Here is a 20,861-nt window from a genome sequence, read left to right as displayed (position 1 = left end):
CCACCTGACCCCCCAGCCACTCGCACCGCCGAGTTTGCTTTTCTCGGTCTTGGGTGGGGTGGGGGGTTTGGGGGGGGGCGGCGGGCCGCGCCCCCCCCCCCCCACGCCGCTGGATCAGGAGACGCTGCAGGAGCCGAAGAACACGGCGGTCATCGCGCCCATGACGTACCGGACCTGCTTGACACTGCTCTTCACTGCCGCCATCGGGATCCTCTCCCTCGGTTGGTGGAGCATTTCGATGATCACCATAACCCTTGACGATCTTGAAGGGAATGCCCGATTACCTCGGAGAACGCGCTCTTCGGTGCTCGACCCCGGAAAAACGGCCGATGAACGGCGAGTTTTCGGGCCGTTCTATCCGGCGGCGAGGGAGCGCCACCTCTGCTGGGCGATCGCGTCCCATTCGCCGTGCCGGGCGTCGAACAGTTCGCGGGCCTGGTCGCCGATCCAGCCCGCGGGAAGCAGCGCCGACGGCAGCCGGGGATCCAGGAACGGGAACCGCCGCCACTCGTGGACGAGTCGCGTCTGCGCCAGCATGATCGACTCCGGGGAGGCGGGACGCAGACCGCTGAACGCCTCGATGAACGCCTCGTACTGGGCGGCCACGCCCTCCAGATCCCACGCCCGCTCGACCATCGCCCGTTCGCTGCCGACCCCGGCGAACCGCGCGGTGAACGACATGGCGCCGGACTGCAGGCCGAGGCCCTCGATGACCGAACGCGCCTCCGCCTCGCGCACCGACGACGGCGCGATCCACATCCCCGGGCCGGGCGAGCCGAAGCCGGCCCAGCTCAGCTTCGTCCGGAGTTTGTGCCGGAGCCGGCGCTTGGACTCGGGGACGGAGACGTAGACGATGAGCCACACCCCGTCCCAGCGGGCGGTCGAGGTGCCGAACGTGTAGATGCGCTCCGCGCCCTCGGTCAGGAGCTGCTGCCCGGGAGGGGTGAGGGACCAGCGGACGCTCCGGCCGACCCGCTCGGAGGTGAGCCATCCGTCGGCCGCCGTACGGGCCAGGGCCTGCCGCGCGGACTTCTCCTCGACGCCCAGCTCGTCGAGTACCTCGACGAGAGCCGCGGTCCATACCGGTTCTCGATTACGAAGGACGAACTCACCCAGTAGGGTCAGGAGCAGAGAACGCGCGCTCGTCTCGCCCAGGGCATGCCGTCGGGTCAGCGTGGGTCGCGGGGCGGTCACACTTAATTCTACATAAATCAGGTGCATAATTGACACTTTGTAGAGCCCGCTGACAAAGAGGCAGGAACACCTCGTGCTCGATGGCCGGCCGCTCATCGACGCCCACACGCATCCCGCCCGGCTGCCGACGCTCAAGGCCGCCTGGCGAGGCTGGGCCGCCGAGTTCGGCGACGCGGCGGTCCTTGAGGGGGTCTTCGACTCCGGCGGCACGCCGATCCCGGAGAGGTTCGTCGAACTCCTCGACACCGAAGGCGTCGACATCGCGCTGATGCTCTGCGAGTACAGCCCGAAGACCACCGGAATCCAGCCGATCGAGGATCTGCTGCCGCTCACGGCGCACGCCCCGCGCCGCCTGCGCGCGGTCGCGAATATCAACCCGCACTACCACTTTCCCGTCGCCGAGGAGCTCGAACGCCAGCTCGGACTGGGCGCGGTGGCGCTCAAGCTGCACCCGGTGCACGGCGGTTTCGCCGCCGATGACCGCGCGCTGTACCCGGCGTACGAGGTGTGCCGCTCCCGTGGCGTCCCCGTCGTGGTGCACTGCGGCACCAGCAGCTTCCCCGGGTCCACCAATTCCTACGCAGACCCGATCCTGCTCGACGCGGTGCTGCGCGACTTCCCGACGCTGAACGTCGTCCTCGCCCACGGCGGACGCGGCTGGTGGTACGACGCGGCGGCGTTCCTCGCGCTGTCCCGTGACAACGTCTGGATCGAGCTGTCCGGACTGCCGCCGCGCCGGCTGCCCGAGTATTACGCGCGGTACGACGTCGCGCGGCTGTGCCGGCGGTTCATCTTCGGCACCGACTGGCCCGGCGTGCCCGGCATCGCGGCCAACGCCCGTGCCGTCGCCGCGCTCTGCCCGGACGAGGAGACCGCCGCGCTCGTGCTGGCCGGCAACGCCATCCGGGTGTACGGCCTCGACGTTCCAGAGTGACCCGCGCGGGCCGGGGAGACGCGGTCAGGGCTTGCAGGCGACGCCAGCGAAACCGTGTGAATGTGGCGTGTTCGGATCGTCCGGACGCCATTCCGCGATACGGGTGAGCCCGGGGTCGACCAGCTCGAGGCCGTCGAAGAACCGGCGGATGTCCTCGCGCGAGCGGGGCACGATCGGGGCGGTGGCGTTCTGGTACGCCGCGCGACCGGCCCGCACGTGTTCCTCCGGCACTCCCTCGGTGGTCAGGTGCGAGATCACCACGTGGCTGCCGGAGGGCAGCGCGTCGCGGAACCTCGCGAGGATGTCGTGCGGCGCCTCGTCGTCCGTGACGAAGTGCAGCACGGCCACCAGCAGCAACGCCACGGGCCGGGAGAGGTCCAGGTTCAGGTCACGGTGGCCGAGGATCGACTCGGGGTCCCGGAGGTCGGCCTGGATGATCGAGACGTCGGACGCGCCCCCGAGGAGGGCCCGCGCGTGGCAGAGCACCATCGGGTCGTTGTCGACGTAGGTGACGCGCGCGCCCGCGGCGAACTCATGCACGTTGCCCTGCGTCGGCAGGCCCGAGCCGATGTCGAGGAACTGGGAGATCCCGGCGGCCGAGAGGTGGCGCACGGCCCGGCGCATGAAGTCCCGGTTGGCGCGCGCGGCCACCGGGGTGTCGGGGAAGACCTTCAGGATCCGGCTCGCGGCCTCGCGGTCGGCCGCGAAGTTGTCCATGTGTCCCGTTGACGCAGCATGACCGTGTTTCCGCAGGTAGGAGGCTTGCCCTACGTGGAGGTAGCCGGACCGCGTCATCGTTTTGTCACCTCGCTGCGTTCGTGCAGGTCAGACGCGTGCCGGTACGCCCGCGCCGCCCGTCGTCGGGGTCATCGCCGGAGAATGCGTCATCGATGGCGGTGCGCGTCCGGTCATCTTCGGTGGGCAGGAGATGCCCGTAGATGTCGGAGGTGACTTGGATGGAGCCGTGCCCCATGCGTCGTTGAAGCGCGGTCAGTGACGTGCCTGCGGCGATCTGGAGGGAGGCGTAGGTGTGGCGGAGTGTGTGGAAGGTGACCGCGTCCGGCAGGCCCGCGCGAGCCCGAGCGATCTGGAACGCGCGGGACATGTCACGGTGGTTGCCCGCTTTGCCGTTCGCCCGCGTGAACACCAGTTCCGCGCCTTCCACGGTTGAGCCGTCCGTGTGGACGATGTCTTGACGTGCCGGGGGGAAGTCTGCCCGATGCTTGATCAGCGCGTCAGCGACCATGTCAGGCATGGGAACGACCCGCTTTGAGCGCTTGGTCTTGGGAAGCCCGAAGGTGCCGCGCGGAGTGATCTGCCGGTCGACCTTAACCGTTCGCGCGCCCAAGTCGATCCGGTCCCAGGTCAGCCCCAGCACCTCAGAGACCCGCAGGCCGCAACCGGCCGCCAGCAGGACCGCTGCCCGGTACCGGTCCGGTATCCCGGCAGCCAGCGCCCGCACCTGCGCGACCGTCAGCACCTCCACCTCTTTGTCGGGGATCTCTGGCAGGGTGATCTCTACGCACGGGGATGCCGTGATCTTTTTGTCGAGCAGGTGAGCGGCCCGGAAGACCGCCGACACCGTCACGTACACCGATGCGACGGTACGGGGAGCCAGACCGCCCGTGTGGATCTTGGTGACGAACGCTTGGATGTCGGTGCGGATGACTGCCCGCAGCTGCCGCCCGCCCAGCGCCGGGAGAATGTACAGCCGTAGGTGCCGTTCGTAATTGGCGTAGGTGCTGTCCCGCTTGACCCGCGCCCGCTCCAGCCAGGTGGCCGCATACTCCCCGAAGGACACCATCCCCGCTTTGGCGTCGAGGACCAGGCCCTCATCGCGTTGACGCCGGATCTTGTTCCGGAACGCCTGAGCTTCCTTGAGCGTGCCGAACGTCGCCGATGTCTGCTTGCCATTCGCGTCCCGGTAAGGGACCTTATATGCGAAGACGTCTTTACCGGCCCGCTTGGATTCCCGCTTGAGGAGGACCTTACGGATTCCGTCCCGCATCTCTTCCGCCATGTCACGCGCCTTTCTGTGATCGATCCCTGTTGACGCCTGTTGACACAATTCTCTGCCGAAATATGCAGATCATCAACACTAAAGAGGCGTTATTGCTGTGCCGGAACCGGTCAATTTATGGCCGTGGAATTGTTGACGCTGCGGAGGGCGGCCCGCCCACCCACCCGTGTGGCTGAGCGTGGGCGTGCCGCTCTCCGCCTGACTTTCTTGGAGTGGTGCCGCGACGCGGCGCGTCTTACCTGTGCGTCACTGTCGAGGCGTCGTCCGCGTCGTCGCGCTGGCCCCGCAGGCTGGCGCGGATCTCCGCCGGATCGAACCGGATAGCCTGGCCGACCCGGTAGAACGGGAAACGCTCCCGATAGTTCTCATACACCCACGACAACGGTTTCCGGAGAAATTCAGCCAGATCTTCAGCCGTCCACAAATCCACTAGGCCGTAATTGCCCGCGCTCACTGACTGCGCCATTCCGTCTAGTCCATCGCTACCTGGACATCCTTGCCCCATCCGGAAATCTCTCGGTGAACCACACAACCCAACCTCCACAGCGTAGCTTCGCGTCGATCCGCGCTTAGCGTGTATTGTTGTGCGCCTCTAGCGCCGCAAATAAACGATGGGTTATCCACCAGCATCAGGACTTACCCGAAAACGTCGGCGCGTCACGCCCTCTGCAAGCGGCGATGACCGCTGTCAATAGGGTGAGGATGGCCAAGGGCGGTCAGCGAGTCCGCTGCCCTGCGACGCCATCTGCCTCGCCGCCCACTGCCCGGTACCGGAGCAGTAGGCGAACGACTCGGATACAAGAAAGGGGCCGCCAGGGTGCAGGCCCCTCAACCCGCACCCCAGCGACCCCGCGCCCCGGCCTCAGCTACCGGGACGTGTGAAGCAGGGGCGCGCCGGGCGGCCTTCCCCAACCGCGCCGACGCGACCCCTAACCCGCTACCGCTTCAACAGATTTGACCGGCCCTGCGGGAATAGGGTGGACGCGCGACGGACGAGTGAGATTTGCGAGATTCCATCCCGTGCCGCACGCCCACGTCTATGAGCCACCCTCGATCCGCTCCAAGATCGCGCGCGCCTCTTTCGGATAGCGCTCGATCAAGTGCTCTAGATCGATCAGTTCCGCAGCCTGACTCGAATGCCCAACCGTAGGTAGCGCAAGGGCATCCATCAGTTCGCGGTACTCGTTTTCGACGCTCACGAGATAACTGCCCGTCCGTGTGCGACGGCACGCTGGATAGCGCCGATGCTTTCCAGAAGCCGATTCGCCGATGGGTCGTCGATCACCACACACTCGGCAGTCACAGCGGAGAACGCGGTGAACGTCTGCCGCCAGGCCGACCAGATGATCACCCAGCCGGGGCACCTACTTGCCAGATCTGCGGCAACGTCCCGGGCGTAGTAGTCCCGCTGATAGGCGCGCGGCCCCTGTTGAGAGTGCGCACCGGCGCTGTGTCTTGCCTTCACGGCCGCACGCCCAGCACTCGCCGTATGGCGGCCATCGCGCCAGCCATATCGACCGCCCGCGCGATCGGATCATCCCAGGACCAGTGGAGCCACCAGACGCCAGCGAGTTCCCGGCAGCTGATCTCTTCGGACAATTGCCGCGCCTCGGGATTGACCAGCACTAACACTGGTGGTTTCGATCGCGTGGTCTGGACAACGCGGCCCAAGAGGCCCGCCTCTTCGGCATGCTTCCGGACGCTCCGCAGATGCCGAAGCATCGTCTCGGTGGCGATCTCCTCACCCATGGATTCGCTCCTCGACGTCTGTTTGAGTGCCCCGCTTTGGTGGGAGCCCCGTGTTGATGTCGAGGATCGTTCGGCCGAGGTGACGAAGGAACCGCGTTCGCGGGACGGAAGGGACGTTTCATGGTTAGCTTAGGAATACGTCCTCTCCGTCCTCACCTCCGAGGTGGCCACTGTGTCGAACGACGCACTCCGCCGAGCCATGGCCGAAGCTAGGCTGACCGAAGCGGACCTCGCAAAACGATGCAATGTGGACATGAAGACAGTGAGCCGGTGGGTCGGCGAAGACGGCCGTCTCCCGCACCCCCGCCACCGCTGGGCCGCCGCCGAGGCGCTGGGAGTTGATGAATCCATGCTCTGGCCGGAAGCCGTCCGAAACACCGTGAAGACCGGACCGGATCGCGAGATCGTAAGCGTGTACCCATTCCGATCCTCATGCCCCAAATCGGTATGGCGCAGCCTGATCACCAAGGCTGAGACGGAACTGACCTTCGCTGGCTACACCAACTACTTCTTGTGGCTGGAGCACCCCAGCTTGCGAAACGTCCTCCGGCGCAAGGCGGAGAGTGGTTGCCGCATCCGGTTCCTCGTCGGAGACCCGGACAGCGAGGTCACCCGGCATCGGGAAGAACTCGAAGCCGTACCGCTGACAGTGAGCACACGGATTAGGGTCACACTCGATGAGCTCTCCAAACTGGAAGGAGTCTCTGGGATCGAGACCCGTTTCAGCGACGAGCACATCGCCATGAGCGTCTTCGTTTTCGACGAAGACATGCTCGTCACCCCACACCTCGCCAGGCTGGTCGGGCACGACTCACCGATGCTGCACATCCGGCGACACCAGAACGAAGGACTCTACGACCGCTTTGCATACCACGTCGCCGAGCTTTGGGAGTCCGGCCACGTCGCGACACCGGCATCTAGCTGAGCCCGTCTCTGGACGGGCGGGCTGTCTCTGCATCGGGTTGAAGTCTGACGTGTTACGAATTTCCCTACAGGGTCAAGGCGCGCCAGAGGCGCGCAGCCTGCGGGGACGGCGACGCCGGCAGACTTCGCTTCGCTCGCCCCTACGGGGTGGCCTACGGCCATCAACCGGCCTCGCCTCCCGTAGTCAGGGAACGGCCGGGCGGGGAAGGGCAGGCCCGCCGGAATCCGGGCTGCGGGCGGCGCTTCGCGCCGTCCTCGCCCGTCCCGGCGGCCTGCCGCCCCGCCCTCCGTCCCCGCGACACGAATCGCGCCCGCGTGGCCATGCGCACCCTCCCAGAGTCAGGCGAGCTACCTCATGCGTTCCCCTCGCGATTCCGGCAGACTCAAGAGGGGAACACCGCGTCCGGAAGGAAAGGCCCGTGAGCCACGACCAGGACCACGCCGCCGATCTCGCCGCCCAATGGGCCGAGCAGCTTCGCCGCACCGGAGGCCTAGACGCCCGCTACACCGACGACGAGGAGCTTGCGCGCTATCGCCGTGCCAGTCGTGACGCGGGCAAGCTATTGGACCGTCCTGTGCAGACCGTTGCACGGCGCGGCGTCCTCCATGTCAGCCTGGCCGATTGGGGCGACAACCCGTTGGAAGCCCGTCTTGAGGACGCGCGGACGCGTAACGCCATCGATAGAGCTTTCCGCGCCTACCCCGAGCGGTGATCCGAACAGGTTGTGTGCGGACGGACCCCGGGAGCGCCGCAGAGTCACCCGCGAGCCGACCCTTAAGCACACGAACCTGAAGAAGCCCCGCAGGATGCGGCATTAACGACCCAGCCCTCGCACGATCAGCCCACTGCAGCCAACGAGCCACAGGGCGATGACCGATGTGACGCCCCAGCTCACCAATGCGCGTTGTTGGCGAATGAAGCGCGCGAACCACTCATCCCGCGTTATCTCCCCGCGGCGGACTCGCCGAACCACGCGACGGTCCAGCCACCAACGGCTCTCGGCCATCCGCTTCATCCGCCCGTCATCGCGGACGTACCAGCGACACGCGGCACAGAACGCGATGCCGTACAGATCCAGACCAAGCCCAACGACGACGTCTTCCACGTTCATGACTCTTCACCTCTAACGATGACCGGCCCCGCAAACGCAACCTGATCGAAGAATCCCACGGCACGATCACCCAGTGGCAGCCAGCTTACGAGCGATCTTGACGCCGGATGGCCCACAACGTCCACTGGCTCGGCTTGCGGCGAGCCTCCGACGGGGGCGCACACTCGGTCATTGCGGGCAGCGGCAAGCCGTGCCCGTTCGCCCCGGCAAGGCTAAGCGCCCCCGCCCTCACCGCAAGCCAAGCCAGTGGCCGCCCCGGTCCACCCTCCCCAGCCATCCCGCCCACCCACCCAAGGCCCGCGCCGCTTGATCTGGTCCGGCGCTGCCCCGCCGCGACGGGTCAACGCTCTCGATGACGCGTGATGACCAGCCCCCCAGCGTGTCATCCCCACGTCATCCGAACGGAGTCGAGCGCATCCCAACGGGCCGGAATCCGCCCGGACGCCAGACCCCCGAAAGACCCCGAAAACGCTCGTTGACCTGGGCAGACCCAACCGCTCCGGACTGCACCGGAACGGCCAGGAATGCCCAGGCCAGCCGTAGGTCAGTTGTTGTCCTTGCCGCCCAGGAAGTAGTCGTACATGCGGGCCACGTTCGGGGTGGCGATGTCGAGGCCCTCCGGGATCATCGCGTCCATCGTCATCGAGCCCCCTTCCCGTTCACTCGCCGGCCGAGGCAATGAGTCTCCCTCACGATTCATGATCAACGTAGCGGAAGTCGGGCCGCTGCGACACGGGCGTCGCCCGTCCACGGTGGTGGACGGGCGACGCCCGGTCGGCCGCGAGAGGCCCGGTGTCTCCGATCAGTCCCGGCGGGCCGAGAGCAGCGGAGCCGTGGCGGACAACGCCGACGACGAGGACGGCGTCCAGTTCACGATCGGACCGGGAACCGTCTGCGCCGCGACGGACCCGCCGCCGATGCCGTAGGTCTTCACGTACGGCGTGTTGTCCGAGGCGGTGGCGAAGGTGCCGCTGCCGCCCTCGAAGATCGCGCCGTAGTAGCCGCTGCCGTACGCGTGGACCTTCTTGCTGAAGTAGCCCTTGCTGTTCGTCTTGGCCCACGCGAGGTGGTACCAGGTCTTCTTGCCCTTGAACCGGAAGACGATCCGGACCTTGCGCCCGGAGTAGCCGCCGTGCTTGGTGAGCGTGGTCCAGCGGATCAGGCGGCCGCTCGCCGTGGCGTACCGGTTCTTGCGGACCTTCTTCGGCGAGACCTTGAAGGAGTGGATCTCGGTCCGCCAGCGCCAGGCTTTGCGCACCGAGCTGGTCGCCGCCTGGTAGGTCGCGTCACCGGCGAACCGCGCCCGCCAGTAGCCGGACATGTTGTAGTAGAGACTGGTGTGGAACGAGCTGGTGTCGGTGCCCGCCTTGACCGTCTTCTTGACGCTCCAGCCCGTCTTCCCGTCGGTCGAGAACTCAATGGCGAGCGGGAGCACGGTGACCACGGAGGGATCGCCGCGCAGAACTCCGTCGACCGTTACCTTTCCCCACGGGTCGTACGAGACAGCGAACTGGTCGAAATTCAGCGATTTCTGGTCGAGTCTCGCCTGGGAGGCGGCAGAGGCCGCCGTTTCGGCCAGCGCGGCGGGAGGCAGCGCTGTGAGCGTGCACATCACCGCCGAAGCGCTGAGGATGCCGAGGGTGATACGTCGCAAACTAATCACCTATGGGTCGAATGATGGACTCGCGTGATCTTCACGCGAGAGAGAGGACGGACCCATCCATCACCCGGTTGCCCCAAGAATGATCACAAAAAGGAAACATGCCGCAGGACTGTCGTTTCCGTAACCCTGACGGATCTGTGCGTCACCGTCCGGCCGCACCAATCCCTCCACAGGAGGACTGTCCTTTTCCAACACCGGCCGGGCCGGCGCCGGCCCGGTTGATGACCGGTCTGATCCCGGCCGGTTGAGTGGAGGTTCGGTCAGGACCGGTCGAGTGCCCGGCGATGTCGCCGCTGCCGAGGCTCTCCCCGGATGCGGAACGCGGCAACGCCGGGCTTGCGGTGTTCCGGAAGGCTTCGCCTCTCGGCGGCCATGTGGCCGTTCGACGTACGGACTCCGATCCGCGGACGGCCCGGGCGCCCGCATTCCGGGCAGGGGTCAACGCGCCCGGCGGCCTGTTCCGGCGCGATCGCAAGCGCGTCCGGCGGCGGTTTCCGATTCTCGGCGGAAGTCCGGTCTGTTCACGATTGCGCAGGTCACGCTACTCTTCCACCGATGGCACGACACCGCAGTGACCCCCGCGGCGGCGCGCGCATCACGCTCGCCGTCACGACGGTGGTCGTGGCGCTCGCCCTCCTGGCCGTGGGCGCCTACGCCATGGTCGACGCGCTTCGCACCAAATCCGGTGCGACCGATGCGGCCTCCGCGGGCGCGTCGTCGTCATCTTCCGCGGACTCATCGCCGTCGGCCCGGCCGCCGGTCCTGACGATCACCGTCACCGGGAAGCAGTGCGACATCTTCGTCAGCACCCCCGGCAACTCCGACATCCTGGTCAACCGGACCTTCCAGCATGGAGAGACGTTCATCGCCGACCAGCCCCGCCTGCAGGTCGCCATCAGCGATGGCGGCGCGGTCGAGATCCGCGTCAACGGCGTACGCCGCCCGGCCGGCAAGCCGGGACAGCAACTGTCCTTCATCGCGACCAACGACGGCAGCAAACCCACCTGACAGCGGCCTCGCCCGCCGTCATAACGTTACGAGACCGTCCCCCTCATCCGGTCGCGCGCTCGGGAGCGGTGAGGGCCGTGATCGTATGACGCCACCGCGTGCGATCCGCTCATGCGGAACACGCGACGGAGAGCGGGTGCGCGATCTCGGACTCCGGAACGCACGCGACACCTGAATAACCTGCCGTACGGCAGAGGCCGAAGGTCGGGGTCACCCGGCGGGCGCGCCGACGACCGGTCCATTGGCCCGGCCACGGCATGTGTCAGGACCTCCGCCGCAAGCGGTGGTGGCGATCTGAGGGGCGAACGGTGCGGCATTCGATAGCCCGTGGGACCCGTTTCGTCGGGTTGACCTTCCCGTTCAGCGTTCCGTTGGACGCGGTGTTCGACGTGGTGTCGAGGGCGGTCTGCGCCGACGGCGGATGACGAAGTGGGTGGTGACCTGGGCCGTCCTCTCCTGCGCCGTGCTCGGCCTGGGCGTCACGCTCCTGGGTTTCGGCGCGGGCATCGACTCGTGGGTCGCGCATGCCCAGGCCAAGGCCAACGCCCGGGCCGCCGCCCGTCACGAGCCGCAGCGGCGGCCGACGAACCTTCACTTCGCCGAATGGCCGCCGTACCTGCTCTGGAGCGGGGTGGCCCTCGTGGCTCTCGGAACGGTCACGGTCGGTCGGCCATGGCCGAGCCTGACCCGGATGGCACAGGCGCGACGCCGCTGGTTCGATCAGATGACGGCGGCGAACGACACATTCTTTCGCGAGCAGGCTCGCTGGCAGTCGGAATGCGTTCGGCTGAGGTGGGAGACTCAGGAGGCCGCCGACACCGCCCCGCGGTGGTTCGGTGTCCAGCCGACCGTGGCGCACCAGCGGATCGACGTGTTCGGGGGCACGGCCGAGGGATGGCGTGCGCTCCTGCACAGCGCCGGCGGCGCCATGCTGGATGCCATGGCTCCCGGCGAAGCGGCGGACCTGCTCGCACGGCTCCCGTACTGGGTGCGCTGCTCCGGCTACCTGGACGCGCTGCGGGCCGAGCGGCCGGATGAGGGGCGGGCGCGTACGGGACGCTCTTCGAGGAATGCCTGTCCAGCCTTCTCGGCGAACCGTTCGGGTGGCTCGTGGTGGCCGAACCCGTGGATCGGGCGGACGCCGCTCAGCGGCTGCGAGGCCTGGCCCGGTCGGTACCCATTCTGCGGGAGGCCGAACGCTCGTCGGAATCACATCGGGTCGCGGTGACGCGCGCCGAGTCGCGTTACCGGTTCCTGGCCGAAGCCGAGGTCTCCGGTACCTGGCGGGTTCACCTGATGGCCGCGGGCCGGGGTCCGTTGGATGCCGTACGTGTCGGCGCCCTGCTGTGCGCGGCGACCGATCTCGCCGGCCGACCGTACCTCCTCCGGCCGGTCGGCTCGGCCGCTGATCTGGCCACGGCCATCGGCACCGCCCTTCCAAAGGATGAGGAGTCCGGTTCCCCGTTTCTGGCCGGGAGCGACATCTTCCAGGCGCTTGCCCGCGACGACGACCCCGGCGACCGCCCGCATCCCGACACCGATGCCTGGCTCGCCCGCGGCCTCGACCTCACCGGGTTGTCCGCCGCCGATCAACTGGCGGCCCTGCGCCGGATGCCGCTGACGTGGAACCCCGACCGCACCGCCATCGACGGCATCGGAGACCCACCGGAACACCTCCGCCTCACCGCGGCTCTCAGCGACGCCCCGACTCCGAAGGAGCGGTTCATCGAATCGGTCCTGCCATATCTGCAATTCGCCAACGGATGGCCTCTCATACGCCTACTGAAAGAAGAGGACGAGGGAGAGTAAAATGGGTATCGAAAGAGGCAACGAAGGGCTCAAAAAAGAAGGCACCGACGAAACGAAGAATTCCAAGGACCCCAAGTCGCCCGACAACAATCAGAAATCCGGAAAACGCGATCTCTACCAAGGACCACAAAAGCACATCAATCCGAGTGGTGCTCGATTCGGCGGTAAACTCAGCGACGCCCCGATCGGCATTTCTCATCGCTATGACCTGACGCGCTATCGGACGGCGAATCGACCTGACGACGGAGATTGATCCTTCCGGCCCGACTCAGGCGGTCGGGAGTAGGAGAGCGGGGTCGGTCATGACGCGTTCGACGACGAGGGCAGCGGCGCCCAAGGCGGCGGCGTCGCCGCCCAGGCGCGAGACGGTCAGCCGGGGAGGCGCGCTGCGGACGATGCCGGTGCCGCGCGCGAGCGCCGCCTCCACCGCCGGGTTCGCCCAGGGGGCGAGCGCGGAGAAGATGCCGCCGAGCACGATGGTGTCCGGGTCGAGGAGGTTGACCGCCGCGGCGAGTGCCTGCCCGAGCGCCTCGCCCGCGCGCCGTACCGCGGACAGCGCCCGTTCGTCGCCGTCGCGCAGCAGGGCCACGAGGGCGGCGAGCGGACCGTCAGGGCCGGCGGTGGACGTGGCCGTGACGTCCGGGATGCCCGCGGCTCGCAGGATCGCCTCCTGGCCCGCGATCTGCTCCAGGCAGCCGCGGCCGCCGCACGCGCAGAGCGGGCCGTCCGGGTCGATGACGACGTGGCCGAGCTCGCCGGCGAAGCCGTGGGCTCCGCGGAACACCCGGCCGTCGACGACGATGCCCGCGCCGACGCCGATCTCGCCGGAGACGTGGACGTACGAGCCGAGGTCCGGGCCGTCGCCGAACCAAAGCTCGCCGAGGGCGGCGAGGTTCGCCTCATTGTCCTGGTCGGAGGGCAGCGCGAGCGGCGGCAGCCCGGCGGTGAGCAGTTCCTCGGCGGCGACGTCGCGCCAGCCGAGGTTCGGCGCGGTCCGTACCCGGCCGCCGGCCCGGTCGAGGGTTCCCGGCAGCGCGACCACCGCGCCGGCGACCGTCAGGTCCTGCTCCCCCGCCGCGGCGATCGCCGTCTCGGCCAGGGCCGTCAGCGCGCCGATGACACGCTCGGGTTCGCGGCACCGGTTGTCGGCGGCGACGATGTGCCGATGCCGGATGCGCCGCCCGAGGTCTAGCACGCACGCGGCCAGGTAGTCGACGTTGACCTCCAGGCCGAGGCCGGCGACGCGATCGCCGTTGACCGAAACGGCCGTGGCGGGACGGCCGCGCTCGCCGTCGCGTACGGGGCCGTCCTCCCGGACCAGGCCGGCGTCCTTCAACGCGGCGACGAGACTGGATACGGTGGTCTTGGTGAAGCCGGTCACGTCGGCGAGGCGGGCGCGGCTCACCGGCTGCCGGCGGGAGATCTCGCCCAGCACGACGGCCAGGTTGCGGGCGCGCATCGTGCCGTGCCGGACGGGCGTGATCTCATTCCGCATGTTCACAGACTAATCATTGAACCTCTCCCCTGTTGACACTTGGCACCTGCGGGATTTAATTAGTCCAGAGCTTGGACGAATTGAGGAGACGACATGTTCGAACCCACCCCTGGGGACAAGTTCACCTTCGGGCTGTGGACCGTCGGCTGGCAGGCGCGCGACCCGTTCGGCGACGCCACCCGGCCGCCGCTCGACCCGGTGGAGGCGGTGCACCGGCTCGCGGAGCTCGGCGCCTATGGGGTGACGTTCCACGACGACGACCTCCTCGCGGTCGAGCCGGACCGGGACAAGGCGATCGCGGCGTTCCGCACGGCACTCGACGAGACCGGTCTCAAGGTGCCGATGGCGACCACGAACCTGTTCACCCACCCGGTGTTCAAGGACGGCGCGTTCACCTCCAACGACCGCGACATCCGCCGCCACGCCATCCGCAAGGTCATGCGCAACCTCGACCTGGCCGCCGAGCTGGGCGCGGAGACGTACGTGTTCTGGGGCGGGCGCGAGGGCGCCGAGTCCGACGGGGCCAAGGACGTACGGGTGGCGCTCGACCGGTTCCGCGAGGCCATCGACCTGCTCGCCGCGTACGTCACCGACAAGGGCTACGGCATCCGCTTCGCCCTGGAGCCGAAGCCGAACGAGCCGCGCGGCGACATCCTGCTGCCGACGATCGGCCACGCGCTGGCGTTCATCGGCTCGCTGGAGCACTCCGACATGGTGGGCCTCAACCCCGAGGTCGGGCACGAGCAGATGGCCGGGATGAACTTCGTGCACGGCATCGCGCAGGCGCTGTGGCACGGCAAGCTGTTCCACATCGACCTGAACGGCCAGCACGGCCCGAAGTACGACCAGGACCTCGTGTTCGGTCACGGCGACCTGAAAAGCGCGTTCTTCCTCGTCGACCTGCTGGAGAACGGCGGGTACGACGGACCCCGCCACTTCGACTACAAGCCGGCCCGTACCGAGGACATCTCCGGCGTCTGGGCGTCCGCCGCCGCGAACATGCGCACCTACCTCATCCTCAAGGAGCGGGCCCGGGCGTTCCGCGCCGACCCGGAGGTGCAGGAGGCGCTCGCCGCGTCCCGCGTCGACCAGCTCGCGGAGCCGACCCTCGCGGCCGGCGAGACGTACGAGCACCTGGCCCAGGACGACTTCGACCTCGAGGCCGCGGCCGAGCGCGGGTATCACTACGAGCGCCTCGACCAGCTGGCGGTCGAGCACCTCCTCGGCGCCCGGTGACCCGGAAGCGCTGATGAGCACGTTCGTGACGGAGTCCGGAGGATGAGCAGGCTCGTGGCGGGAGTCGGAAGATGAGCACGCTCGTAGCAGGGGTCGGAAGATGAGCACGCTCGTAGCGGGGGTCGACTCGTCGACCCAGTCGTGCAAGGTGGTGGTGGCCGACGCCGCCACCGGCAGGGTCGTACGCGCCGGCCAGGCCGCGCATCCGGACGGCACCGAGGCCGATCCCACCGCCTGGTGGGACGCGCTGGGGCAGGCCGCCGACGAGGCGGGCGGCCTGGACGACGTCGCGGCGATCGGCGTCGCGGCGCAGCAGCACGGCATGGTGTGCCTGTCGGACGCCGGCGAGGTGGTACGGCCCGCGCTGCTGTGGAACGACACCCGCTCGGCCGACGCGGCCCGCGAGCTGGTCGACGAGCTCGGCGGTCCGGCCAAGTGGGCCGATGCCGTCGGCAGCGTGCCGGTCGCGTCGTTCACGGTGACCAAGCTGCGCTGGCTGGCCCGGAACGAACCGGACGCCGCCGGCCGTACGGCGTCGGTGTGCCTGCCGCACGACTACCTGACGTGGCGGCTGACCGGCGAGTTCGTGACCGACCGGGGCGACGTGTCCGGCACCGGCTACTGGTCCCCCGCGACCGGGGAGTACCGGCCCGACCTGCTGGAGATGGCGTTCGGGCGGGTCCCGGCGCTGCCGCGCGTCCTGGGCCCGGCCGAGGCCGCGGGCCGGACGCCCGCCGGCGCGCTCGTGTCAGCCGGGACCGGCGACAACATGGGCGCGGCGCTCGGCCTCGGTATCCGGCCAGGCGACGTGGTGGTGTCCCTCGGTACGTCCGGGACGGTGTTCGCCGCGGCGGAACGGGCGTCCGCCGACGCCGCCGGGGACGTCGCCGGGTTCGCCGACGCGACGGGCCGGTTCCTGCCGCTCGTCTGCACGCTGAACGCGGCCCGCGTGCTCGACGCCGCCGCGGCCCTGCTCGGCGTCGACCACCACGAGGTCTCGCGGCTGGCGCTGTCCGCACCGCCCGGCGCGGACGGCCTGGTGCTCGTGCCGTACCTGGAGGGCGAGCGCACACCGAACCGGCCGGACGCCACCGGCTCGGTGCACGGCCTGCGCCTGGCCACGTCCACGCCGGCGCACCTGGCACGGGCGGCGATCGAGGGCATGCTGTGCGGCCTCGCCGACGGGCTGGACGCGCTCCTCGCCCAGGGTGTCCGGGCCGAGCGGGTGCTGCTCATCGGCGGCGCCGCCCGCTCGGAGGCCGTACGCCGCATCGCGCCGACCGTCTTCGGCCGGCCGGTGCTGGTCCCGCCCACCGGCGAATACGTCGCCGAGGGCGCGGCCGCCCAGGCCGCCTGGGCGCTGTCCGGAGCGGCCGAGCCGCAGCGCTGGGAGCGCGAGGGCCTGGAGACGTACGAGGCCGACGCGGTCCCGGCGATCCGCGAACGCTACGCCGAGGCCCGCGACCACATCCTGTCCCGCTGAGCGACTTCCGGCGGCGGCCCCGTCCATCCAACGGGACCGCCGCCGGAACGGTCATCACGTCGCCAGAACCGTCACCACGCCGCCGGAACGGTCATCGTTCCATCGGAGCGGTCATCGCACCGCCGCTGCAGCCATCGCGCGGTCGAACGCGCGAACGGGCCGTTCGCCCTTACGCTCGCGTCCGGAGGTGGCCGTCGAATGAGCACCGCAACCCGCGTCGCCCAGCCCAGTGATCTCACTGCGGCTCTGGAGGTCTGGCGGCGAGCCAACGCCGCCAGGGGCAAGACGCCTGGCCCGGACCGCGTCGCGCGGGTTCAGGCCAAGCTGGCCGACCCGACCGGCCTGGTGATCGTCGCCGAGCGCGCCGGAGAACTCGTGGGCATGGCGGCGGCCGAGCCGGGCCGGGCGGAGGACGGCGCGGGCGGAGTCGTACCCGGGTTGTGTCACATCTCCATGGTGTTCGTCCGCCCCGACCACTGGGGGAAGCGGATCGGGGAGCTCCTGCTCGACGCGGTGCGCGAGGAGGCCCTCCGTCAAGGCCACACGTCGCTGCAACTATGGACCGGGCAGGGTAACGACCGTGCCCTTCGCCTCTACGACCGGACCGGTTTTCGGCCCAGCGGTCGTACGGGGCGTCTGAGCACCGGCGAGCGGATCGTCCACCTGACCCGGTCGCTGTAGCGGGCGACCCCATGCCCGTCGTGCCGATGACCGGTCAGAACAACAGCTCGTACGCGCCGTCCCACTCGTTGAGCAGCACATAGTCCGGCACGGTCCGCGACCAGGCGGCGTGCAGCCGCCGGATGAGCTCCGGGCGCGGTGCGAGCTCGAGGCCGAGCGCATCGGCGACCGTCGCGCTGTCGTCGTCGTAGTCCGCTTCGTACGTCAGCCACTCCTGGTGGAACTTTTCGGCCTCGGCGATGGTCGCTTCCAGACCTCCGGGGCGATCGAAGTGGCAGTCGTGCCAGGTGGGCAGGCCGACGATGATGGTCAGCGCACCGCGCAGGTCGTCGGCCAGGAGGGCGGCACTACCCTCGGAGTCGGCGTACAGGACCGGCCGGTCCTCTCCGGGGCCCTCCCCGCACAGGAAATAGGTGCCCCCCGCGCCGCACCCCGCGACCGGCTCCAGCTTCGCGCCCGACGAGAGCCTCACGAACTCGACGTGATCCGCCCCCTTCAGATCGAACTCGAACCCGTCCATGAGGCCATCGAGCGCACGGTCTTGGCGAATACGGCTCAGCAGCGGAGATACGTGATCGACCATGGCGCGCACCGTACCAACGGGGTCCGTCAGGAATCGGCCGGCTTCGTGGCGCTGACGAGCCGGGTGCCCATCCACGGCCCGCCCCACCACATCCGCGGGCCGAGGGGATGCCGCCCCGACTGTAACCGATGATGATCAAGAACGGGTCTCCGGTCGTCACGCCGGCCGGGCTTCTCCTCAGGGGTCCTGCGGGTCGGACAGGTGGGCCAGGACCGTCTCCGCGACGGCGGCGAACGCCGCGAGTTGGTCGGGGGTCAGCCGGTCGACGAAGTGGCGGCGGACCGATTCGACATGGTGGGGGGCGGCCTCCCGCAAGGTGCGCAGGCCGTGCTCGGTGAGGACCACGGTCGCGCCCCGGCCGTCGGTGGCGCACTCTTCGCGCGTCACGAGACCGCGCTGCTCCATTCGGGTGATGTGACGCGACAACCGGCTCTTGGACCACTGCATCCGGGCGGCCAGGCGCGTGAGGCGTCCGCGGTTGTCGCTCGCCTCCGACAGTGTCGACAGGACGTCGTAGTCCGCGACCGACAGGCCGGAGTCGTGCTGCAGATCGCGCGCCGTCTGCGCGTCCAGCAGCAGACGCAACCTGCGGTAGCCCATCCAGGCCCGCATCTCCTCGTCGTTCAGCCAGCGCGGGTCAGCGTCCATGCGCACACTCTAGGCCATTTGGTTGACATGTAACCAAAACCTCCTTCAGGATTTCGGTTACACGTCAACAAAAGGAGCGGGACATGAGTGTCATGCGGTTCGGGGTGGGTCTGTCCCCGGCGGTCGGGCCCGGGAGAGATCCCGTGGGGTTCGCCCGGCACGCCGAGGAACTCGGGTACGACTTCGTGTCCACCTCCGACCACCCCTCTGGCAGCACCCCGACCTACGAGACCTGGACGCTGCTAACCTGGGTCGCGGCGGCCACGTCCCGCATCCGGATCGCGACTCGGGTGCTCGGGATCCCCTACCGGTCCCCCGCCATGGTCGCCAAGATGGCCGAGACGCTGCACCGGCTGTCGGACGGCCGGCTGATCCTCGGCCTGGGCGGCGGTTACTCCGACGATGAGTTCCGCGCCTTCGGACTGGGGGTGCCGACACCGCGCGAGAAGGTCGACGGCCTGGTCGACACCCTGCACATCCTGCGCGGCCTGTGGTCACAGCCACGCTTCAGCCACCACGGCCCTCGCTACCGCGTCGAAGAGGCCGACCTCGAGCCGAAGCCGCGAAGTCCCATCCCCATCTGGCTCGGAACGTACGGCCCGCGGGCCCTCGACGCGACCGGACGGCTCGCCGACGGCTGGATCCCGTCCTACGGATTCGCGCCACCGCACGATGCGGTGCACATGCGCGACCGCATCCACGCCGCGGCGGCCGACGCCGGCCGCGACCCCTCGGACATCACCTGCGTGTACAACGTGCCCATCTGGATCGACGGCCCCGCCTCGGCCCCGGGAACGGTCACCGGCCCGGCCTCGGCGATCACCGATCGCCTCCTCGAGCTGGCCGGGCTCGGCTTCACCTCCATGAACTTCATGCTCCCCGAAGACGACGCCCGCGCGCAGGCCGAACGCCTCGCCGGCGACGTCCTGCCGGCGCTGCGCTCCGCGACCGCCTGACGGAGGGCTGCGGCCTCAGGTCAGGGTGGTCGCGTCGCCGATGGCCTGGTCGAGGATGGCCAGGCCGAGGGAGATCTCCGCTTCGGTGGCGGTCAGCGGCGGCGCGATCCGGAACACACCGCCCATGCCCGGCAGCTGCACGATGTTCATGTGCAGGCCGAGCTCCAGGCAGCGCCGGGTGACCAGCCCGCCGAGTTCGTCGGAGCCGCGCTGCGTCTCGCGGTCCGCGACCAGCTCCAGCCCGACCAGCAGGCCGCGCCCGCGAACGTCCCCGACCACCCGGTGCCGCCGCGCGATGTCCTCCAGACCGCTTCGCAGGAGGCCGCCGAGCTCGGCGGCGCGTTCGTCCAGCCTGTCCCGGGTCAGCACGTCGAGGACGGTGTTGCCGACCGCGGCCATCATCGGGTCCGCGACGTGGGTGGTGAAGAACAGGAAGCCGCGATCGTGGGCCTCCTGCTCGATCTCGGCGCTGGTGAGCACCGCGGCGAGCGGAAGTCCCGCGCCGAGGGTCTTCGACAGCGTGAGGATGTCCGGGACGACGCCGTCGCGCTGGAACGCGTACCAGGCGCCGGTGCGGCACAGGCCGGTCTGGGCCTCGTCGAGGATCAGCAGCATGCCGCGCTCGTGGCATTTCTCCCGTAGCGCGGCGAAGTAACCTTCGGGCGGTTCGATGATCCCGCCCGCGCTGAGGATCGGCTCGACGATGCAGGCGGCGAGGCTGCCGACCGACTGAGCGTCGATCAGCTCGAAGCCGAAGTCCAGTTGCCGCCGCCAGTCGAGTTCACCGTCGGCGGTGGTGAAGTCGGGCCGGTACGCGTTGGGCACGGGGATGGCGAAGTTGCCCGGGACGGCCGGGCCGTAGCCCTTGCGGCCCGCGCTGTACGTGGCGGACGCCGCGGCCTGCGTCATGCCGTGCCACGAGCGGGCGAAGGACACGATCTCGTGCTTGCCGGTGACGAGCTTGGCCAGCCGGATCGCGGCCTCGTTCGACTCGCCCCCGGTGGTCAGCAGCAGGGCCTTCTCCAGGGGAGCCGGCAGCGTCTCGGCCAGCCGCCGGGCGAGGTCGACGACCGGACGGCTCAGCATGCCGCTGAAGAGGTGGTCGAGCCTGGCCACCTGGTCCCGCACGGTGGCCACGATCTCCGGGTGCGAGTGGCCGAGGATCGCGCTCATCTGACCGGAGGTGAAGTCGAGGATCTTCCGGCCGTCCTCGGTGTACAGGAAGCTCCCGGCGGCACGGTCGATGATCTCGCCGGTGAACTCGCCGGCACCGGCGTAACGCACGAGATGCCGGTCGGCGTCGGCCCAGAAGGCTTCGGCGGACAGCGGGGCGGAGGTCGGAGCAGCCATGCCCCCGACCGTAAGA

The 20,861-nt window shown here is 69.0% G+C and carries 24 protein-coding genes; 11 read left to right on the top strand and 13 right to left on the bottom strand.

Translation table 11 applies throughout. The features are described from left to right. Nucleotides 1-354: 354 nt before the first annotated feature. Complete coding sequence (locus AB0I04_RS02245; RefSeq protein WP_360877587.1) at nt 355-1,194, bottom strand: PaaX family transcriptional regulator C-terminal domain-containing protein; 840 nt, start codon at nt 1,192-1,194, stop codon at nt 355-357. Between the two features lie 73 nt (nt 1,195-1,267). On the opposite strand from AB0I04_RS02245, the gene AB0I04_RS02240 reads away from it, so the two are divergent. Beyond that, the gene (locus tag AB0I04_RS02240; protein WP_360877584.1) at nt 1,268-2,128 is read left to right on the top strand and encodes an amidohydrolase family protein; all 861 of its coding nucleotides are present in this window, start codon (nt 1,268-1,270) and stop codon (nt 2,126-2,128) included. A 24-nt stretch (nt 2,129-2,152) separates the two neighbouring features. Here the strand turns inward: AB0I04_RS02240 and AB0I04_RS02235 are convergent, their stop codons facing one another. From AB0I04_RS02235 to AB0I04_RS02215, 5 genes are all read right to left on the bottom strand, one after another. Continuing rightward, nucleotides 2,153-2,845 carry an SAM-dependent methyltransferase gene (locus AB0I04_RS02235; protein ID WP_360877581.1) on the bottom strand — a complete coding sequence of 231 codons (693 nt, stop codon included), beginning with the start codon at nt 2,843-2,845 and terminating at the stop codon, nt 2,153-2,155. Between the two features lie 85 nt (nt 2,846-2,930). Then, nucleotides 2,931-4,148: a tyrosine-type recombinase/integrase gene (locus tag AB0I04_RS02230; RefSeq protein WP_360877578.1), complete on the bottom strand. Its 1,218-nt coding sequence runs from the start codon at nt 4,146-4,148 to the stop codon at nt 2,931-2,933. A gap of 235 nt (nt 4,149-4,383) precedes the next feature. Continuing rightward, a complete protein-coding gene (locus AB0I04_RS02225; protein WP_360877575.1) occupies nt 4,384-4,614 on the bottom strand; it encodes a helix-turn-helix domain-containing protein in 231 nt (76 codons plus the stop codon). 571 nt (nt 4,615-5,185) lie between these two features. Next, nucleotides 5,186-5,347, bottom strand: a complete 162-nt coding sequence (locus AB0I04_RS02220; protein ID WP_360877572.1) for a hypothetical protein — start codon at nt 5,345-5,347, stop codon at nt 5,186-5,188. Between the two features lie 262 nt (nt 5,348-5,609). Then, entirely contained in the window at nt 5,610-5,897 is a 288-nt protein-coding gene (locus tag AB0I04_RS02215) for a hypothetical protein (RefSeq protein ID WP_360877569.1), read from the bottom strand. A gap of 172 nt (nt 5,898-6,069) precedes the next feature. Between AB0I04_RS02215 and AB0I04_RS02210 the strand changes: the two genes are divergently transcribed. After that, a complete protein-coding gene (locus AB0I04_RS02210) occupies nt 6,070-6,822 on the top strand; it encodes a hypothetical protein (protein ID WP_360877566.1) in 753 nt (250 codons plus the stop codon). A gap of 418 nt (nt 6,823-7,240) precedes the next feature. Beyond that, complete coding sequence (locus tag AB0I04_RS02205) at nt 7,241-7,534, top strand: hypothetical protein (protein ID WP_360877563.1); 294 nt, start codon at nt 7,241-7,243, stop codon at nt 7,532-7,534. A gap of 102 nt (nt 7,535-7,636) precedes the next feature. Here the strand turns inward: AB0I04_RS02205 and AB0I04_RS02200 are convergent, their stop codons facing one another. From AB0I04_RS02200 to AB0I04_RS02190, 3 genes are all read right to left on the bottom strand, one after another. Beyond that, the gene (locus AB0I04_RS02200; RefSeq protein WP_360877561.1) at nt 7,637-7,933 is read right to left on the bottom strand and encodes a hypothetical protein; all 297 of its coding nucleotides are present in this window, start codon (nt 7,931-7,933) and stop codon (nt 7,637-7,639) included. 544 nt (nt 7,934-8,477) lie between these two features. After that, a complete protein-coding gene (locus AB0I04_RS02195) occupies nt 8,478-8,576 on the bottom strand; it encodes an SAM-dependent methyltransferase (protein WP_360877558.1) in 99 nt (32 codons plus the stop codon). 159 nt (nt 8,577-8,735) lie between these two features. Further along, nucleotides 8,736-9,587, bottom strand: a complete 852-nt coding sequence (locus AB0I04_RS02190; RefSeq protein ID WP_360877555.1) for a hypothetical protein — start codon at nt 9,585-9,587, stop codon at nt 8,736-8,738. A 564-nt stretch (nt 9,588-10,151) separates the two neighbouring features. Between AB0I04_RS02190 and AB0I04_RS02185 the strand changes: the two genes are divergently transcribed. From AB0I04_RS02185 to AB0I04_RS02170, 4 genes are all read left to right on the top strand, one after another. After that, a complete protein-coding gene (locus AB0I04_RS02185; RefSeq protein ID WP_360877552.1) occupies nt 10,152-10,604 on the top strand; it encodes a hypothetical protein in 453 nt (150 codons plus the stop codon). 421 nt (nt 10,605-11,025) lie between these two features. Beyond that, nucleotides 11,026-11,832, top strand: a complete 807-nt coding sequence (locus AB0I04_RS02180) for a hypothetical protein (protein WP_360877549.1) — start codon at nt 11,026-11,028, stop codon at nt 11,830-11,832. Beyond that, nucleotides 11,829-12,413, top strand: a complete 585-nt coding sequence (locus tag AB0I04_RS02175) for a hypothetical protein (protein ID WP_360877547.1) — start codon at nt 11,829-11,831, stop codon at nt 12,411-12,413. The genes AB0I04_RS02180 and AB0I04_RS02175 overlap by 4 nt, the downstream gene beginning before the upstream one ends. 1 nt (nt 12,414) lies before the next feature. Further along, a complete protein-coding gene (locus tag AB0I04_RS02170) occupies nt 12,415-12,666 on the top strand; it encodes a hypothetical protein (RefSeq protein ID WP_360877544.1) in 252 nt (83 codons plus the stop codon). Nucleotides 12,667-12,681: 15 nt separating this feature from the next. Here AB0I04_RS02170 and AB0I04_RS02165 read toward each other — a convergent pair whose 3' ends face one another. Beyond that, the gene (locus AB0I04_RS02165; protein WP_360877541.1) at nt 12,682-13,908 is read right to left on the bottom strand and encodes an ROK family transcriptional regulator; all 1,227 of its coding nucleotides are present in this window, start codon (nt 13,906-13,908) and stop codon (nt 12,682-12,684) included. Between the two features lie 93 nt (nt 13,909-14,001). On the opposite strand from AB0I04_RS02165, the gene xylA reads away from it, so the two are divergent. From xylA to AB0I04_RS02150, 3 genes are all read left to right on the top strand, one after another. Then, complete coding sequence (gene xylA / locus AB0I04_RS02160) at nt 14,002-15,144, top strand: xylose isomerase (protein WP_360877538.1); 1,143 nt, start codon at nt 14,002-14,004, stop codon at nt 15,142-15,144. Nucleotides 15,145-15,244: 100 nt separating this feature from the next. Beyond that, entirely contained in the window at nt 15,245-16,627 is a 1,383-nt protein-coding gene (gene xylB, locus AB0I04_RS02155) for a xylulokinase (protein ID WP_360877535.1), read from the top strand. 198 nt (nt 16,628-16,825) lie between these two features. Next, a complete protein-coding gene (locus AB0I04_RS02150) occupies nt 16,826-17,308 on the top strand; it encodes a GNAT family N-acetyltransferase (protein ID WP_360877533.1) in 483 nt (160 codons plus the stop codon). A gap of 34 nt (nt 17,309-17,342) precedes the next feature. On the opposite strand, the gene AB0I04_RS02145 is transcribed toward AB0I04_RS02150, so the two are convergent. Then, nucleotides 17,343-17,891: a hypothetical protein gene (locus tag AB0I04_RS02145; protein WP_360877530.1), complete on the bottom strand. Its 549-nt coding sequence runs from the start codon at nt 17,889-17,891 to the stop codon at nt 17,343-17,345. A gap of 177 nt (nt 17,892-18,068) precedes the next feature. Beyond that, nucleotides 18,069-18,539: a MarR family transcriptional regulator gene (locus AB0I04_RS02140; RefSeq protein ID WP_360877527.1), complete on the bottom strand. Its 471-nt coding sequence runs from the start codon at nt 18,537-18,539 to the stop codon at nt 18,069-18,071. Between the two features lie 83 nt (nt 18,540-18,622). On the opposite strand from AB0I04_RS02140, the gene AB0I04_RS02135 reads away from it, so the two are divergent. Beyond that, entirely contained in the window at nt 18,623-19,495 is an 873-nt protein-coding gene (locus AB0I04_RS02135) for an LLM class flavin-dependent oxidoreductase (RefSeq protein ID WP_360877524.1), read from the top strand. Nucleotides 19,496-19,510: 15 nt separating this feature from the next. Here AB0I04_RS02135 and AB0I04_RS02130 read toward each other — a convergent pair whose 3' ends face one another. Then, nucleotides 19,511-20,845 carry an aspartate aminotransferase family protein gene (locus tag AB0I04_RS02130; RefSeq protein WP_360877521.1) on the bottom strand — a complete coding sequence of 445 codons (1,335 nt, stop codon included), beginning with the start codon at nt 20,843-20,845 and terminating at the stop codon, nt 19,511-19,513. Nucleotides 20,846-20,861: the final 16 nt, after the last annotated feature.

The organism is Actinoallomurus sp. NPDC050550 (assembly GCF_040655075.1).
GTDB lineage: Bacteria > Actinomycetota > Actinomycetes > Streptosporangiales > Streptosporangiaceae > Actinoallomurus.
This window is presented reverse-complemented; position numbering and strand designations above follow the sequence as displayed.